This window comes from Streptomyces graminilatus, assembly GCF_001418565.1.
Lineage (GTDB): Bacteria > Actinomycetota > Actinomycetes > Streptomycetales > Streptomycetaceae > Streptomyces > Streptomyces graminilatus.
Map to the genome: position 1 here is coordinate 1 of NZ_LIQQ01000195.1, position 16,392 is coordinate 16,392.

14 protein-coding genes are annotated in these 16,392 nt (G+C 69.3%); 7 read left to right on the plus strand and 7 right to left on the minus strand.

All coding sequences use genetic code 11. The features are described from left to right. Positions 1-181 (plus strand): GNAT family N-acetyltransferase (locus AOK08_RS17645; RefSeq protein WP_157876712.1); only part of this gene is annotated, 181 nt, incomplete at its 5' end. A gap of 30 nt (positions 182-211) precedes the next feature. Here the strand turns inward: AOK08_RS17645 and AOK08_RS17650 are convergent. After that, a complete protein-coding gene (locus tag AOK08_RS17650; RefSeq protein WP_055526683.1) occupies positions 212-1,312 on the minus strand; it encodes a mechanosensitive ion channel family protein in 1,101 nt (366 codons plus the stop codon). 119 nt (positions 1,313-1,431) lie between these two features. On the opposite strand from AOK08_RS17650, the gene AOK08_RS17655 reads away from it, so the two are divergent. After that, positions 1,432-2,001: a dienelactone hydrolase family protein gene (locus tag AOK08_RS17655; protein WP_055526685.1), complete on the plus strand. Its 570-nt coding sequence runs from the start codon at positions 1,432-1,434 to the stop codon at positions 1,999-2,001. Between the two features lie 24 nt (positions 2,002-2,025). On the opposite strand, the gene AOK08_RS17660 is transcribed toward AOK08_RS17655, so the two are convergent. The 5 genes from AOK08_RS17660 to AOK08_RS17680 form a co-directional block, all read right to left on the minus strand. Continuing rightward, positions 2,026-3,696, minus strand: coding sequence for an alkaline phosphatase D family protein (locus AOK08_RS17660; RefSeq protein ID WP_055526687.1), 1,671 nt, complete (start codon positions 3,694-3,696; stop codon positions 2,026-2,028). A gap of 406 nt (positions 3,697-4,102) precedes the next feature. Further along, complete coding sequence (locus AOK08_RS17665) at positions 4,103-4,447, minus strand: hypothetical protein (RefSeq protein ID WP_055526689.1); 345 nt, start codon at positions 4,445-4,447, stop codon at positions 4,103-4,105. A 482-nt stretch (positions 4,448-4,929) separates the two neighbouring features. After that, positions 4,930-5,754, minus strand: a complete 825-nt coding sequence (locus AOK08_RS17670) for a thioredoxin domain-containing protein (protein ID WP_055526705.1) — start codon at positions 5,752-5,754, stop codon at positions 4,930-4,932. 95 nt (positions 5,755-5,849) lie between these two features. Beyond that, on the minus strand, positions 5,850-6,554 hold the full coding sequence (locus tag AOK08_RS17675) for a hypothetical protein (RefSeq protein ID WP_055526691.1): 705 nt from the start codon (positions 6,552-6,554) through the stop codon (positions 5,850-5,852). 67 nt (positions 6,555-6,621) lie between these two features. Beyond that, complete coding sequence (locus AOK08_RS17680; protein ID WP_055526693.1) at positions 6,622-7,947, minus strand: DUF2252 domain-containing protein; 1,326 nt, start codon at positions 7,945-7,947, stop codon at positions 6,622-6,624. A 238-nt stretch (positions 7,948-8,185) separates the two neighbouring features. On the opposite strand from AOK08_RS17680, the gene dnaE reads away from it, so the two are divergent. Next, positions 8,186-11,725 carry a DNA polymerase III subunit alpha gene (dnaE, locus tag AOK08_RS17685; protein ID WP_055526695.1) on the plus strand — a complete coding sequence of 1,180 codons (3,540 nt, stop codon included), beginning with the start codon at positions 8,186-8,188 and terminating at the stop codon, positions 11,723-11,725. Positions 11,726-11,839: 114 nt separating this feature from the next. Here dnaE and AOK08_RS46580 read toward each other — a convergent pair whose 3' ends face one another. Then, positions 11,840-12,013 (minus strand): hypothetical protein, encoded by a 174-nt coding sequence (locus AOK08_RS46580; RefSeq protein ID WP_198539300.1) that lies wholly within the window; start codon positions 12,011-12,013, stop codon positions 11,840-11,842. A 248-nt stretch (positions 12,014-12,261) separates the two neighbouring features. Between AOK08_RS46580 and AOK08_RS17690 the strand changes: the two genes are divergently transcribed. The 4 genes from AOK08_RS17690 (at position 12,262) to AOK08_RS17705 (ending at position 16,320) form a co-directional block, all read left to right on the plus strand. Then, entirely contained in the window at positions 12,262-13,482 is a 1,221-nt protein-coding gene (locus AOK08_RS17690) for an NYN domain-containing protein (RefSeq protein ID WP_055526707.1), read from the plus strand. A gap of 76 nt (positions 13,483-13,558) precedes the next feature. Further along, positions 13,559-14,575 carry an ABC transporter ATP-binding protein gene (locus AOK08_RS17695; RefSeq protein ID WP_055526697.1) on the plus strand — a complete coding sequence of 339 codons (1,017 nt, stop codon included), beginning with the start codon at positions 13,559-13,561 and terminating at the stop codon, positions 14,573-14,575. Between the two features lie 148 nt (positions 14,576-14,723). Then, positions 14,724-15,551 carry an ABC transporter permease gene (locus AOK08_RS17700; RefSeq protein ID WP_055526700.1) on the plus strand — a complete coding sequence of 276 codons (828 nt, stop codon included), beginning with the start codon at positions 14,724-14,726 and terminating at the stop codon, positions 15,549-15,551. A gap of 34 nt (positions 15,552-15,585) precedes the next feature. Continuing rightward, on the plus strand, positions 15,586-16,320 hold the full coding sequence (locus AOK08_RS17705; protein ID WP_079054095.1) for a hypothetical protein: 735 nt from the start codon (positions 15,586-15,588) through the stop codon (positions 16,318-16,320). Positions 16,321-16,392 lie beyond the last annotated feature (72 nt).

The following is a 16,392-nucleotide window of genomic DNA, read 5'->3' on the forward strand; positions in this document are numbered from 1 at the left end:
CGTGGGTGTCGCCCTCGTGGGGGGGATCGAGGGGGCGGCCCGGGAGCTGGGGCTCGCCGCTGTCGATCTGCATGCGCAGACGGCCGCGCTGGGGTTCTACGAGCGGCTCGGTTACGCGGGGTACGGCGGCGAGTTCTTCGAGGCGGGTATCTCGCATCTCGCGATGCGCCGTTCTCTTTAGGCCGGGCCGGCTTCTGGGCTAGCTCTTGGGCTAGCTCCTGGGCTGGGGCCTCGGGATTTCGTGGGTTCTTCTGGGGCGGCGGGCCGGTTCCGTGCCCGGGGGCAGCGTCGCGTCCGCCGTGTTCACGCGGGGAAGGGCATACGGGTGGTGCTCCGTCAGCCAGCGGATCATGCCCTCGCGGATATGGACCCGGACCTTCCAGACGTCGTCCGCGTCCTTCGCCGTCACCAGGGCGCGTACCTCCATGGTGCTCGGGGTGGCGTCCGTGACGGACAGGTCGCAGGAGCGGCCGTCCCAGGCCGGGCACTCGCGCAGGAGGTCGCGGAGCTTCTCCCGCATCGCCTCCATGGGCGCGGTGTGGTCGAGGTGCCAGAAGACGATGCCGGTCATCTGGGCCCCGCCCCGCGACCAGTTCTCGAAGGGCTTCGAGGTGAAGTAGGACACCGGCATCGTGATGCGGCGCTCGTCCCAGGTGCGCACGCTCAGGAACGTCAGCGTGATCTCGTCGACCGTGCCCCACTCGCCGTCCACCACGACCGTGTCGCCCAGGCGCACCATGTCGCCGAAGGCGATCTGGAACCCCGCGAACATATTGCTCAGCGTCGACTGGGCCGCGACACCGGCGACGATGCCCAGGACCCCGGCCGAGGCCAGCAGCGAGGCGCCCGCCGCACGCATCGCCGGGAACGTCAGCAGCATCGCCGCCACCGCCACGACGCCCACGACCGCCGCGACCACCCGGGTGATCAGCGACACCTGGGTGCGGACCCGGCGGACTCGCGCGGGGTCGCGGTGGGCGCGGGCGTACCGGGTGTACGAGGTGTCCACGACCGCCGCCGCGATACGGACGATCAGCCAGGCCGTCGACCCGATCAGCACCAGCGTCAGGGCCCGGCCGACGGCGACCTGGTGCTCCCGGAGCAGGTCGGCCTGGTGGTAGGAGCCTCTGAGCAGCGCCGCGCACAGAACGAGCTGGTAGGGCACCCGGGCCCGGCGCAGCAGACCCCACAGCGGTGTCTCGGTCCGCCGTTCGTCCGCCTTGCGCAGCACACGGTCCGTGACCCAGCCGATGAGCAGCGTGAGCACGACCGAGCCCCCGAGGACGATCAGCGGGCGCAGTACGTTCTCCATGCCGGAGAACGTAACCGCAGAACGGCGCTCTGAACATGCGACCCCGGGTGGGCTGCCGCACACGGCCGCCGCACAGGCCGCCACGCCTCGTTGTCAGTGGTGGCTGGCACGATGTCCTCATGAACGTCATGCTCTTTCACTCGACCTATGGGCTTCGCCCCGCCGTGCTCGCCGCCGCGGACCGGCTGAGGGCGGCCGGACACGAGGTGTGGACCCCCGACCTCTTCGACGGGCACACCTTCGGGACCGTCGAGGAGGGCATGGCCTTCAAGGACGCCACGGGCAAGGACGAGCTGCTCAGACGGGCGATCCTGGCCGCCGCTCCCTACTCGGGGCGCGGTCTGGTGTACGCGGGGTTCTCCTTCGGCGCCGCGACCGCGCAGACGCTCGCCCTCGGCGACGACAAGGCGCGCGGGCTGTTGCTGCTGCACGGCACGTCGGACATCGCCGAGACCGCGTCGGTCGACGAACTGCCGGTGCAGTTGCACGTGGCCGAGCCGGACGCGTTCGAGACCGACGACTGGCTGGGCTCCTGGTATCTCCAGATGGGCAAGGCGGGCGCCGACGTGGAGATCTACCGGTACGCCGGGGCCGGTCACCTCTACACCGACCCCGATCTGCCGGACTACGACGAGGAGGCGGCCGAGGCCACCTGGCGGGTGGCGCTCGGCTTCCTCGACAGTCTGTAGCTTCGGCCCCTGCTTCCCGGCGGGCTACACCGGGTCGTTCGTCCGTTCCATCTTCTGTGTGCCGCTGAGCGTGCGGTACGAACGCGACCAGGCCGACGTCGCGTTCGCCTTCGTACGGTCGGACAGCACGTAGTAGTCCATCTGCGCGCGGTCGGCCGTGATGTCCAGGACGCCGTAGCCGTGGCGGTCGGTGTCGACCCAGTGGACGTGCCGGTTGGCCGCGCGGATGACCGGTGAGGCGAGCGCGGTGACGGTGCCTTCGGGGACCTTGACGAGGTCGTCGAGGTTGTCGGAGGTGACCGACGTGACGACGAACTCCGTGGCGGCCGAGGGCGACAGCGGGTAGGTGCCGGCGTCCACTGGCACGTCGTTGGCCCAGGCCATGTGGATGTCGCCGGTCAGGAAGACCGTGTTGCGGATCGCGTTCGAGCGCAGGTGGGCGAGGAGTTCACGGCGGTCGTCCGTGTAGCCGTCCCACTGGTCGGTGTTGAGGGCGAGGCCCTCCTTGGGCAGGCCTAGCAGCTCGGCGAGCGGCTTGAAAATGTCGGCGGCGAGGGAGCCGATGGCGAACGGCGAGATCATCACCGAGTTCCCGACCAGCCGCCAGGTGGTGTCGGAGGCCTTCAGCCCCGCCTTCAGCCAGTCCAGTTGGGCCCGGCCGGTGATCGTACGCTCCGGGTCGTCGACCGAGCCCTTGCCCACGGCCACCTGCTGCGAGCGGAAGGAGCGCAGATCGAGCAGGGAGAGGTCGGCGAGCTTGCCGAAGCGCAGGCGCCGGTAGGTGGTGCCCGCGATCGCGGGGCGGACCGGCATCCACTCGAAGTAGGCCTGCTTCGCGGCCGACTGCCGGGCCGCCCAGGCGCCTTCCGCGCCCTCGGTGTGGTTCTCGGCGCCGCCCGACCAGGCGTCGTTGGCGAACTCGTGGTCGTCCCAGATCGCGATGACGGGCGCCGCCGAATGCAGGGCCTGGAGGTCGGCGTCCGTCTTGTAACGGCCGTGCCGTACGCGGTAGTCGGCGAGCGTGAGTATCTCGTTCGCGGGGGAGTGCGGGCGTACGACGGTGCCACGGGTGCCGTACTTGCCGGTGCCGTACTCGTAGATGTAGTCGCCGAGGTGCAGCCAGGCGTCCAGGTCGCCACGGGCCGCGAGGTGGCGGTACGCGGAGAAGTAGCCGGCCTCCCAGTTGGCGCAGGAGACCACACCGAAGCGCAGACCCCGTACGGCCGCGTCCGCCGCCGGCGCGGTGCGGGTGCGCGCCACCGGGGAGTCGACGCCGCCGGCCGAGAAGCGGAACCAGTAGTCGGTGGCGGGCGCGAGGCCGCGGATGTCGGCCTTGACGGTGTGGTCGCTCGCGGCGGTCGCCGTGGTCGACCCCTTGGCGACGATGTTCGTGAACGCCTTGTCGCGGGCGACGGTCCAGCTCACCTCGGTGTCCGGGCCGAGCCCGGAGCCGGGTGCCGCCTCGGCGGTGGGCGTCACCCGGGTCCACAGGAGGACGCCTTCGGGCAGTGGGTCGCCGGAGGCGACGCCGTGCAGGAACTGCGGGACCTCGGCGGCCGCCCGGGCGGGCAGGGCAGCGGCGAGCGGTCCGGCCAGGACAGCGGTCGCCGCCGCGGCCTTGACGACCGTACGGCGGCGCGGAGAGAGCGAGTTGAGGGCATGGGATGCCTCGGATGATCCGTATCGACTGGTCACGACCGAACAGGTTACTGATCGGTATGCGTGAGAGCGGGCGAACCCGGAATGTTCGCCCGCTCTTCATGCGGAGGCTGGATTCCCCGTGGGCGTCAGCCCTTTCGGTGTCAGCCCATGAGGGCAGCCCCCACCACCCTGATGAAGTCGGCCACCGTCGGGAGCGGCGTGCTCTTGCCGGATAGGTCCTGTCCGCCTGCGCGGGCCGCGGCATGCCGCCTGTGGTCTCGGCGGCCTGCAGCCAGGCGATCTCCCAGAAGCGGAATGTGAAATGCGTCACGGTGCGCATTCGCTGTTCGGCGCCGCCATCATCACAACAAAGCGCCCCCTCGGACCCATTGAAGGAATTCCGAGGGGGCGTTTCAAGCAATCGCAGAACCGGCCGGATGTCGGCCGATTCGGACACTGGTCAGCAGTGCTTCACCGTGCCCGACTTGAGAGCCAGGTGTCCGTTGTAGATCCACCCCTCGTTCACGCGGGTCCACTGGTTGCCGTACTGGTTGACGACGAAGCACCAGGCGTTCAGGTCGCGGCCCGGCGCCATGCTCATCACCGCCGTGCACTCCGCCGCGGGCTCCTTGTACGCCGTTGCGCCGCCCACAACCACGACGACCCCGTTGGATATGTTGCTCGCCGACACGTGATCGCAGGCTGCGGCAGCCGCGGTGCCCGCAGTCGCCACGTTCGCCGCGAGGCCGCTCACGGCCAGTGCGGTCGCCCCCAGTGCCCCCGTCAGCTTCTTGTGGAATCCCATGTGCATCCCCTCGTTGTCTTACCAAGGTCAACTTGCGAACCCTTGATTCAACCTGCTGCCGATGGAGCCCACTACAGGGTTTCCGGAAAACATCTGGCCGAAATGTTACCCGGCGGGAGCGCGATCTCCCTGCCGTGATTCTCGCCGGTAAGCGACGGCGTCCTCGGTGGAGAACGGCGCCGGCGAGTGGCCGCTCTCGTCGTCCGTCGCCGCGTGCATGACGGCGGTGGCGAGGAGCTCCTCCGGCACCGACGACCGGCGGGAGGGTCTCTGAATGACGGGTCGGTCACCACGACGGACCAGGCCGAGGGAGGTACGCGTATTTTGTCACGAACGGTGACAAGCTCGCCGTCTGTGATCACAACGCGGATGGAATACGTGCAGTAGGCGTAATCGCCTGACCGTTGAGTCGTAAGCCGAATGGGAAGTGTCCCGAGCCTGAAGTCGACCCGGGACACTTCTCATTTCCGTGGGCTGCGGAACTAAGAGTTGAGAGCCTTCTGTATTGCGGTATTGAACTCGGGGACCGACATGGGGGGGTTCTTGCCGTCGCGGCCGGGGACGATCTTGCCGTCCATAAGCAGCGTCGGGGTCCCCTGGAAACCGTACTTCTTTCCATCCGTGTTGAACTTGCTGCCCATCTCGAGGGCCCACTTGTCGTAGGTCCCCTTCTTCAGGGCATTCTGGAACGCCGTGTTGTTCTTGAGGGCGCTCACTGTGTTGGCCACCTTGATCAGGTAGTCGTCGCTCTTGAACTTGTCTTCCTGCTCATCCGGGTGGTATTTCGTCGAGTAGAGAGCGGTCTTGTACTCGAGGAAGGCCTCGGGGCTGACGTTCAGCGCCGCTCCCAGTGCACTCAGCGCGGTCTTGGAGCCCACGCCCGGGATGTTGTTGTCGATGAACGTGGCGCCGACGTACTGAATTTTGAACTTGCCGGCATCGAGATCCTTCTTGACCGTCGGGCCGACCGTCTGCTCGAACTGGGCGCAGACGGGGCAGCGCGGGTCCTCATACATCACGAGGGTCTTCTTGGCGGTGCTCTTTCCGATGACGACGGTCGTACCGTCCGTCCCCGTGCTGTTGGCCGGCTTGACCAGCTTCTCGTTTTTCACCGCATCCCAGCCGGTGGGCTTGTTCGCCTGGACGACGGCGTAGCCTATGCCGCCGGCCGCCGCCAGTACGGCCACAACCGAACCGGCCACGATGGCCTGCCGCTTGGCCTTGGCCCTCTTGGCCTGGCGCTCGCGCTCCTGCCGCAGCCGCTCTCGGGCCGCCGTCTTCGAGGCCTGGCTGTTCCGCTTACTCATGTGGGTGTTCTCCATGTGGGACGCGCATACGTCGTACGCGGGATACGTGTGGGGAAGTGGTCGTGCTCAGTGCTCTTAGGAGCAACGAGTGCTGCTCAGGCGAAAGCGACCGAGCACGGCGGTCCACGCCGTCCCAGGGAGTGCACGAGGATCCGCTCGCGGGCGCCGGCCGCGGGGCGGCCGGTTTGCCGTACGTGCCGTACCGGCGCGGCCGGCCGGACGGTCACCGCGGCGACCGCCAGCAGCAGCGGACGGAAGGTGGTCGCGCTCACCGCGCGGACCAGCTGGGCCAGCGCCCGCTCGCCGCGGCGCAGCCAGGCGGCGGCCAGCAGTCCGACGCCGACGTGAGCGGCCAGCAGCAGCCAGGCGATGGCCGGGTCGGCGTGGGCGAGCAGCGCGGCGAGCCGGTCGGTGCCGGTGCCGGTCACCCGGGCCAGCGGGGTTGTCGCCCCGGAGCCGATGCCGATGCCGTCGCCGCACAGCACGTCGAAGCCGACCGAGCGCAGGGGGCCCGCGACGGGTCCGCCGGCGCGGCCGTAGCAGACGTGCTGGCCGGTGGTGAAGACCGTGTCGGCGGCCAGTTCCAGCGGGATCAGCAGGGAGGCGATCCGGCCGAAACCGCGCTCGCGGTCGGCCAGGAGGTAGGCGGCCGTGAACACGGCGGCGGCGACTGCGGCCACCGTGTTGAGTGGCAGCGGGACCCGCGACAGCAGCACGTGCGACGCGGTGCTGAGCGTCACGACGAGTGCCGTGAACAGCGCCGCGCGAAGCGCTCTGATGCGGGTCCCGGATATGTCCATAGCGTGGAGAGTCTTTCACGTCGTCCTGTAAGGGACCCCTAAAAGCTCCCTGTGAGATTACGGACTGTTAGAGACCCGGGATCCGGCCGTTGCGGAACAGGTCCACGAAGATCTGGTGGTCCGCACGCGCGCGTGTGCCGTACTCGTGCGCGAAGTCCACCAGGACGTCCGCGAAGCCCGCCTCGTCGGCCGCGATCACCGCGTCGATGGCCCGCTCCGTGGAGAACGGCACCAGGGACTCGCCTGACTGGTCGTCCGCCGCCGCGTGCATCGTGGCCGTGGCCCGGCCAAGGTCGGCGACGACGGCCGCGATCTCCGCCGGGTCGTCGATGTCGCCCCAGTCCAGGTCCACGGCGTACGGCGACACCTCGGCGACGAGCTGACCGCGGCCGTCCAGCTCGGTCCAGCCCAGCCACGGGTCGGCGTGGTCCTGGAGGGCGCGCTGCGAGATCACCGTGCGGTGGCCCTCGTGCTGGAAGTAGCCGCGGATCGCCGGGTCGGTGATGTGCCGGGAGACGGCCGGGGTCTGGGCCTGCTTGATGTAGATCACCACATCGTTCTCCAGGGCGTCCGTCGCGCCCTCCAGCAGGATGTTGTACGAGGGCAGCCCGGCCGAGCCGATGCCGATGCCGCGTCGGCCGACGACGTCCTTCACCCGGTACGAGTCCGGGCGGGCCAGGGACGACTCCGGGAGCGTCTCCAGATAGCCGTCGAAGGCGGCCAGCACCTTGTAGCGCGTGGCCGCGTCCAGCTCGATGGAGCCGCCGCCCGGCGCGAACCGGCGTTCGAAGTCGCGGATCTCCGTCATCGAGTCCAGCAGCCCGAACCGGGTCAGTGAGCGCGCGTCGCGCAGCGCGTCCAGCAGCGGCCCCTGGGCGGTGTCCAGGGTGAACGGCGGCACCTCGTCGCTCTTCGCGCCGGTCGCCAGGGAGCGGATCCGCTCGCGGTACGCGCCCGCGAACGTGCGCACGACCTCGGAGATCTGCTCGTCGGAGAGTGCCTTCGCGTACCCGATGAGGGCCAGGGACGCGGCGAGGCGCTTGAGGTCCCAGGTGAAGGGGCCGATGTACGCCTCGTCGAAGTCGTTGACGTTGAAGATCAGCCGGCCCTGGGAGTCCATGTACGTGCCGAAGTTCTCCGCGTGCAGGTCGCCGTGGATCCACACGCGCGCGGTGCGCTCGTCCAGATACGGTCCGCCCCGCTTCTCCGCCTCCAGGTCGTGGTAGAAGAGGCACGCCGTACCCCGGTAGAACGCGAACGCGGAAGCCGCCATCTTGCGGAACTTCACACGGAACGCGGCCGGATCGGCGGCCAGAAGCTCGCCGAACGCGGTGTCGAAGACGGTGAGGATCTCCTCGCCGCGGTGCTCGGCGCTGAGCTGCGGAACCGACATCGCTGGGTGCCTCCTGGTGCAGGTGATACAGGACGAATGGGGCCGGACAGGCCGACGGGAGGGACGGATCACTTCCGCCGTCCCTCCAACGTCAGAAGGTACGCCCGAGTGCCCACTCCCCGCTCACGAACGTACGGGCCGGACGCCCTCGGGTGTCAGTGCCGAGGCATAGACTTCGTCGCTGTCCCCCCAGACCGCCCGCAGCCGGTCGCCGACTGTTTTCCATGGAGGCCATGTCGTGTCAAAGCCGCCGTTCACGCACCTGCACGTCCACACCCAGTACTCGCTGCTGGACGGTGCCGCGCGGCTCAAGGACATGTTCAACGCGTGCAACGAGATGGGCATGACCCATATCGCCATGTCCGACCACGGCAACCTGCACGGGGCGTACGACTTCTTCCACACCGCCAAGAAGGCGGGCGTCACGCCGATCATCGGCATCGAGGCGTATGTGGCGCCCGAGTCGCGGCGCAACAAGCGGAAGATCCAGTGGGGCCAGCCGCACCAGAAGCGCGACGACGTGTCCGGTTCCGGCGGTTACACCCACAAGACGATCTGGGCGGCCAACGCGACGGGCCTGCACAACCTCTTCCGGCTGTCCTCCGACGCGTACGCGGAGGGCTGGCTGCAGAAGTGGCCGCGGATGGACAAGGAGACGATCTCCCAGTGGTCCGAGGGACTCATCGCCTCCACCGGCTGCCCGTCCGGTGAGCTCCAGACCCGGCTGCGCCTCGGCCAGGAGAAGGAGGCGCTCCAGGCGGCCTCCGAGTACCAGGACATCTTCGGCAAGGACCGGTACTTCCTGGAGCTGATGGACCACGGCATCGAGATCGAACACCGGGTCCGTGACGGCCTCCTGGAGATCGGCAGGAAGCTCGGTATCCCGCCCCTGGTGACGAACGACTCGCACTACACGTACGCGCACGAGTCGGTCGCGCACGACGCGCTGCTGTGCATCCAGACCGGCAAGAACCTCTCCGACCCGGACCGCTTCAAGTTCGACGGCACCGGCTACTACCTCAAGTCCACGGACGAGATGTACGCCATCGACCAGTCGGACGCCTGGCAGGAGGGCTGCGCCAACACCCTCCTGGTGGCCGAACAGATCGACACCTCCGGCATGTTCGAGGCCAAGAACCTCATGCCGAAGTTCGACATCCCCGACGGCTTCACCGAGATCACCTGGTTCCAGGAGGAAGTCCGGCTCGGCATGAACCGCCGTTTCAACGGCAACGTCCCCGAGGACCGCCAGAAGCAGGCGGAGTACGAGATGGACGTCATCATCCAGATGGGGTTCCCGGGATACTTCCTCGTCGTCGCCGACTTCATCATGTGGGCCAAGAAGCAGGGCATCGCGGTCGGCCCCGGCCGTGGTTCCGCCGCCGGTTCGATCGTCGCGTACGCCATGGGCATCACCGACCTCGACCCGATCCCGCACGGTCTGATCTTCGAGCGGTTCCTCAACCCCGAGCGTGTCTCCATGCCCGACGTCGACATCGACTTCGACGAACGCCGGCGCGTCGAGGTCATCCGGTACGTGACCGAGAAGTACGGCGCCGACAAGGTCGCCATGATCGGCACCTACGGCAAGATCAAGGCGAAGAACGCCATCAAGGACTCCGCGCGCGTGCTGGGCTACCCGTACGCGATGGGCGACCGCCTCACCAAGGCGATGCCCGCCGACGTCCTCGGCAAGGGCATCGACCTCAACGGCATCACCGACCCCTCGCACCCGCGCTACAGCGAGGCCGGCGAGATCCGCGCGATGTACGAGAACGAACCCGACGTGAAGAAGGTCATCGACACCGCCAAGGGCGTCGAGGGCCTGGTCCGGCAGATGGGTGTGCACGCGGCCGGCGTCATCATGTCCAGCGAGCCCATCGTCGACCACGCCCCCGTGTGGGTGCGGCACACCGACGGCGTGACCATCACCCAGTGGGACTACCCGCAGTGCGAGTCGCTCGGCCTGCTCAAGATGGACTTCCTGGGCCTGCGCAACCTGACCATCATGGACGACGCCGTCAAGATGGTGAAGGCCAACAAGGGCGTCGAACTCGACCTGCTGGCCCTGCCGCTGGACGACCCGGCGACCTTCGAACTCCTCCAGCGCGGCGACACCCTCGGGGTGTTCCAGTTCGACGGCGGACCCATGCGCTCCCTGCTGCGCCTGATGAAGCCCGACAACTTCGAGGACATCTCCGCCGTCTCGGCGCTCTACCGTCCCGGCCCGATGGGCATGGACTCGCACACCAACTACGCGCTGCGCAAGAACAAGCTCCAGGAGATCACCCCGATCCACAAGGAGCTTGAGGAACCCCTCGAAGAGGTCCTCGCGGTCACCTACGGCCTGATCGTCTACCAGGAGCAGGTGCAGAAGGCCGCCCAGATCATCGCCGGGTACTCCCTTGGCGAGGCCGACATCCTGCGCCGCGTGATGGGCAAGAAGAAGCCCGACGAACTGGCCAAGAACTTCACCATCTTCCAGGCCGGCGCCAAGAAGAACGGCTACAGCGACGAGGCGATCCAGGGCCTGTGGGACGTCCTGGTCCCGTTCGCCGGATACGCCTTCAACAAGGCCCACTCGGCCGCCTACGGACTGGTCTCCTACTGGACGGCCTATCTGAAGGCCAACTACCCGGCCGAGTACATGGCCGGACTGCTCACCTCGGTCAAGGACGACAAGGACAAGTCCGCGATCTACCTGAACGAGTGCCGGCGCATGGGCATCAAGGTGCTCCCGCCGAACGTCAACGAGTCGATGTCCAACTTCGCCGCCCAGGGCGACGACGTGATCCTCTTCGGCCTCTCCGCGGTGCGCAACGTCGGCACCAACGTCGTCGACTCGATCATCAGGTCCCGCAACGCCAAGGGGAAGTACGCCTCCTTCCCCGACTACCTCGACAAGGTCGAGGCCGTCGTCTGCAACAAGCGGACCACGGAATCGCTGATCAAGGCCGGCGCGTTCGACAGCATGGGCCACACCCGCAAGGGCCTCACCGCGCACTTCGAGCCGATGATCGACAACGTGGTCGCGGTGAAGCGGAAGGAGGCCGAAGGACAGTTCGACCTCTTCGGCGGCATGGGCGACGAGGACACCAGCGAGCCCGGCTTCGGTCTCGACGTCGAGTTCACCACCGACGAGTGGGACAAGGCCTATCTCCTCGCCCAGGAGCGGGAGATGCTCGGCCTGTACGTCTCCGACCACCCCCTCTTCGGCCTGGAACACGTCCTGTCCGACAAGGCCGACGCGGGTATCTCCCAGCTCACCGGAGGTGAGCACGCGGACGGCGCGGTCGTCACCATCGGCGGCATCATCTCGGGCCTCCAGCGCAAGATGACCAAGCAGGGCAACGCCTGGGCCATCGCCACCGTGGAAGATCTCGCCGGTTCCATCGAGTGCATGTTCTTCCCCGCGACCTACCAACTGGTGTCGACCCAGCTCGTCGAGGACGCCGTCGTGTTCGTCAAGGGCCGCCTCGACAAGCGCGAGGACGTGCCCCGGCTGGTCGCGATGGAACTCCAGGTCCCCGACCTGTCGAACGCGGGCACCAACGCGCCCGTGATCCTCACGATCCCCGCGCTGAAGGTCACCCCGCCGATGATCAGCAGGCTCGGCGAGATCCTCAGCCACCACAAGGGCGAGAGCGAGGTCCGCATCCGGCTCCAGGGGCCGAGCAAGACGACGGTGCTGCGCCTCGACCGGCACCGGGTGAAGCCCGACCCGGCGCTCTTCGGTGACCTGAAGGTGCTGCTCGGACCAGCCTGTCTGGCCGGCTGACCAGCGACGCGATTGAGGGGCGCACCCGGCTTCGGGTGCGCCCCTCACTGTGTCCGGGCTTCAACAGCCCGTTGTTCGGATGCCCGTCGAACGCGGCGGGGCCGCGTCGTGGGCTCAGTTGTGGCCGAAGCGCTTCTGCCGGCCCTTGCGTGCCATGTCACCGGGGGTCACCTGGGTGGCGCGCTGCTCGGCCTGCGACTCGATCGAGGACGACTTCGCCTGCTCGGCACCGCGCTCGGCCTGTGACGCCTGTTCGTGCGGGCGGGGGTGCTTCTTGTTCTTGGCCATGGTGATCTTCCTCCTGAGGGGGATCTAGGGGCCAAAGCCGGTTTCAGATTCACATGTCCGGGCAGAGCGCGCATGTCGGAGAATCACCGTGCGTAACACCCGCGTAATAGGGTCGAGTCGTGCGGTGGAACCCCCGGCCGACCCGGGGAACGCCACGCCGAAGATCGAGTTCGGGCCGTTAACCTCCGCGCAGTCGGGCAGACTCGAAGGAAGCCCGAAGCAAACCTCCCGGAAAGAGGGTGGATCGCGTGGACCGCTGCATCGTCCTGGTGGACGCCGGGTATCTGCTGGGGGCCGCCGCGAGCCTTCTCGCCGGAGAGCCCTCGCGGTCCCGGATCACCGTCGATCACACCGCTCTCATCCAGGGCCTGCGAGAACGCGCCGAGTCGGACACCGAACGGCCACTGCTGCGCATCTACTGGTTCGACGGCGCCCCCGACCGGGTCCCGCAGCCCGAACACCGCAGGCTCCGTGTGATGCCCCGCGTCACCGTCCGGCTCGGCGCCCTGACCCGCAGCGACGGACGGTGGGCCCAGAAGGGCGTCGACGCCGCCATGCACGCCGAGCTGACCGAGCTGGCCCGCAACCGCGCCTGCTCCGACATCGTCCTCGTCACCGGCGACGGCGATCTGCTGCCGGGCATGATGGCCGCCAAGGAACACGGAGTGGCCGTACACCTGTGGGCCGTGCAGGCGGCCGACGGCGACTACAACCAGTCCGAGGACCTGGTCGCCGAGGCCGACGAGCGGCGCGTCCTCGACCGTACGTGGATCACCAAGGCCGTACGGGCCAAGGAACTCGGCGGGGTCTGCGCGCCGCAGCCGGTGCCCCGCCCCGAGATCGCCGCGATCCTCTCCGCGCCGCTGCCCGAACCGGCGCACGCGCAGTCGGCCGAGCGGGCCGACGGCGAACAGCAGGAGCACCCGACGGCTCCCGCCGAGCGGAACGGCGAGCAGGAACGCGTACCCGCCGCCAAGGGCGTACCGACCCCCAAGGACCTGGCCGCGCTGAAGGCCCACGGCGCCCAGCCCGCCCCGCACCCCGCCAACGCCACCCTGCGCTGGTCCTCCGACAAGGGCTGGGTCGACCGGCCGGGCGTGGCCGCCGAGCCCCCCGAGATCGCCTCCATGCCGACGCTCGCCCAGCTCACCTCGGCCGAGCAGCGCTGGGCGGACCGCGAGGAGGACATCACCACGGTCGGCGGCGATCCGTACGAGGTCGGGCAGGTGTTCTCGCGGCGCTGGATGGAGCGGCTCCCGGAACCCGCCCAGGTGCAGAAACTGTCCACGATGTACCCCCGCATCCCGCACCGCATCGACGGCGAGCTGCTGCGCTACGCCGCCCGTTTCGGTCTGCTCGCCCACAAGGACGACCAGATCGACGAGCACGACCGGTACGCGATCAGGGCCGGCTTCTGGCGCGAGATCGACGTCCGGACGAACGCGGAGCACGCGCCCGCAGGGGAGTGAGCGGCCCGCGCAGGGGAAGACCGGGGGCGGGGGTTGGATTTCAGGCGGAGTCGGGCACCCCGTACTCTCGTCCTTCGTGAGTACGCGCACGGCACAAGCAGCCCGACACGGTGACGATGTCGTCTGCGCGGTGCGCGATCTCACCAAGACCTACCGGGCGGTGCGCGGCCGGCGCGGGGCCCCCGGGACACCCGAGGTACAGGCCACCGACGCCGTGGACCTGGACGTCCGGCGCGGTGAGATCTTCGGCCTGCTCGGGCCGAACGGCGCCGGCAAGTCGACCCTCGTCCGGCAGATCACCGGCCTTATGCGTCCCGACCGGGGCGGCGTCGAGATCATGGGCCACGACATCGTGCGCCACCCCGAGCGGGCCGCGCGCATCCTCGCCTACCTCGGCCAGGAGTCCAGCGCCCTCGACGAACTGACCGTCTCGCTTGCCGTCGAGACCACCGCACGACTGCGCGGCCTTGAGGTGAAGCAGGCGCGCGCGGAACGGGACGCGGTCCTGGAGGAACTAGGGCTCACTGCCCTCGCGGCCCGCCCCATCCGCAAACTGTCCGGCGGACAGCGGCGGCTCGCCTGCTTCGCCACCGCGCTCGTCGGCGAACGCCCGCTGCTCGTCCTCGACGAGCCGACCACCGGCATGGATCCGGTGGCGCGGCGGGCGGTGTGGTCGGCGGTCGACCGGCGGCGCGCCGAGCGCGGTACGACGGTACTGCTGGTGACGCACAACGTGATCGAGGCCGAAACGGTTCTCGACCGGGTCGCCGTGCTCGACCGGGGGCGCGTGATCGCCTGCGACACCCCCGCCGGACTGAAGGCGCGGGTCGCGGGCGAGGTCCGGGTCGATCTGGTCTGGCGGGAGGCGGCGCCCCTGCACGTCCCGGAGGTCGCCGCACTGCGCGACCGGGCCGTCGAGTCGGGGCGCCGATGGACCCTGCGGCTGGCCCCCGAGGAGGCCCGCGCGGCCGTCGCCACCGTGACCGGCGGGGCGGCCTTCACCGCGCTGGACGACTTCACGCTGGCCACGCCGAGCCTGGAGGACGTGTATCTGGCGCTCGGGGGGAACGGGCAGGGACTGGTGAAGGCATGAGCGGCTTCGGTACGACGACGGGCAGGGACGGCAGGGCTTGCGCGACCGGTGTGAGTGCGGAGGGCCCCGGAACCGTACGGGTAGGTGTGCGGGCACTGGTGGGGGAGAGGGCGGCTGTCGTGACCGGGACGAAGAGGAGCAGCTCGACGTGAGTGTCGTACCCGCCGAGGTGCTGCCGGGCGGCGCCCTGGGCGTGCAGGAGACGCCCGCGCGCCACGCGACGGCCGAACTCGGGCCGCGTGCCCGGCTGTGGCCCGCGCTCGTCGCGGTGTACCGGGCGCAGCTGTCCCGGGCCCGGGTCGCGCGGATTCCGCTGCTGTTCGTGGCCACCTTCCAGTCCGTCGGGATCATGATCCTGATGCGGGGGGTCGTGGATGGGGGTGGCGAGGCGCGGGCTGTGGTGGCTGGGGCGTCTGTGCTGGTGGTCGCCTTTGTCGCGCTGAATCTGCTCGCTCAGTACTTCGGGCAGTTGCGGGCCAGCGGTGGGCTCGACCACTACGCGACGCTGCCGGTGCCGCCCGCGGCCGTGGTGCTGGGCGCGGCGGGGGCGTACGCCTCCTTCACTGTGCCGGGGACCGCCGTGACGGCGGTGTTCGGGTGTCTGCTGTACGGGCTGCCGCTGACGCATCTGTGGGTGCTCGCGCTGGTGATCCCGCTCGCCGGGGCCGCGCTCGCCGGGCTCGGCGCCGCGTTCGGGCTGCTCGCGCCGAGGCCGGAACTCGCCACACTGCTCGGGCAGTTGGGCATGTCGGCGGCACTGCTGCTGGGGGTGCTGCCGGCCGAGCGGATGCCGGGGGTGGTGCGGTTCGCGCGGGATCTGCTGCCGTCGACGTACGGCGTCGAGGCATTCTCCCGGACCTTCGGGCCTGCCCCCGACTGGGCCTTCGTCTTCGGTGACCTCGCCGTGTGCGCGGGGGTCGGGGTGGTCTCACTGGCCCTCGCGACCTGGGCGTACCGTCGGGCGGCCGTCCGGTGACGCGCCGCGCGGGCGGGCCTGGCACGATGTCGGTGTGACCGCACCACTGACTCCGCCTCCGCCGCCGCACCAAGAGCCCTCGCATGATCGTGACAGTGATCGTGAGGACCCCTCCCCGTCCCGGCAGCCGTTGCAGCAGCAGCCCTCGTCGCAGCAGGCTCCGGACGCGGACGGCCGGGCCCGGCAGTTCTGGCCGGAGCCGTCCGGCGGTGCCGGATTCGTGTCGGAGTACGGACAGGACGGTCCCGGGATGAAGACCGAACTGCGGGAAGCCGCCGTCGTCACGGTGGTGGTGGCGCTCGGTGGGGTGCTGCTCGGGCTGCTGTGGTGGTGGCTGGCGTCGAGTGTGCCGCTGGTCGGTGACGTGGTCGACGGCAGGTGGGTCGTGTACGTCAAGGACAGCGAGGGTGAGCAGGCCATCGGGGTCGATGGAACGTTCACTCTGCTGGCACTGGGTATGGGGGCGCTGAGTGCGGTCGGCGCGTTTCTGGTGCGGCGGCGTGGGGGTGTGCCGCTGGTGGTCGCGCTGACGGTCGGGGGGCTGCTCGGGTCTGTGCTGGCGTGGCGGCTGGGGGTGTGGCTCGGGCCGGCCCAGGATGTGATCGCTCACGCGAAGGATGTGGGTAAGGGGGTCACGTTCTCGGCGCCGTTGAAGTTGGGCGCGAAGGGGGCGTTGCTGGTGTGGTCCCTGGGGGCGCTGGTGGTGCACCTGGGGTTGACGGGGTTGTTCGGGCCGCGGGACCCGGAGGATGTGGCTCCGCCGGTGTAGGGGGGGTTTGTTTCGCCCCCGCCGCCCTTTCCCGTCCCGTCCCTGGGGGCGGCGCCCCCAGACCCCCGCTGT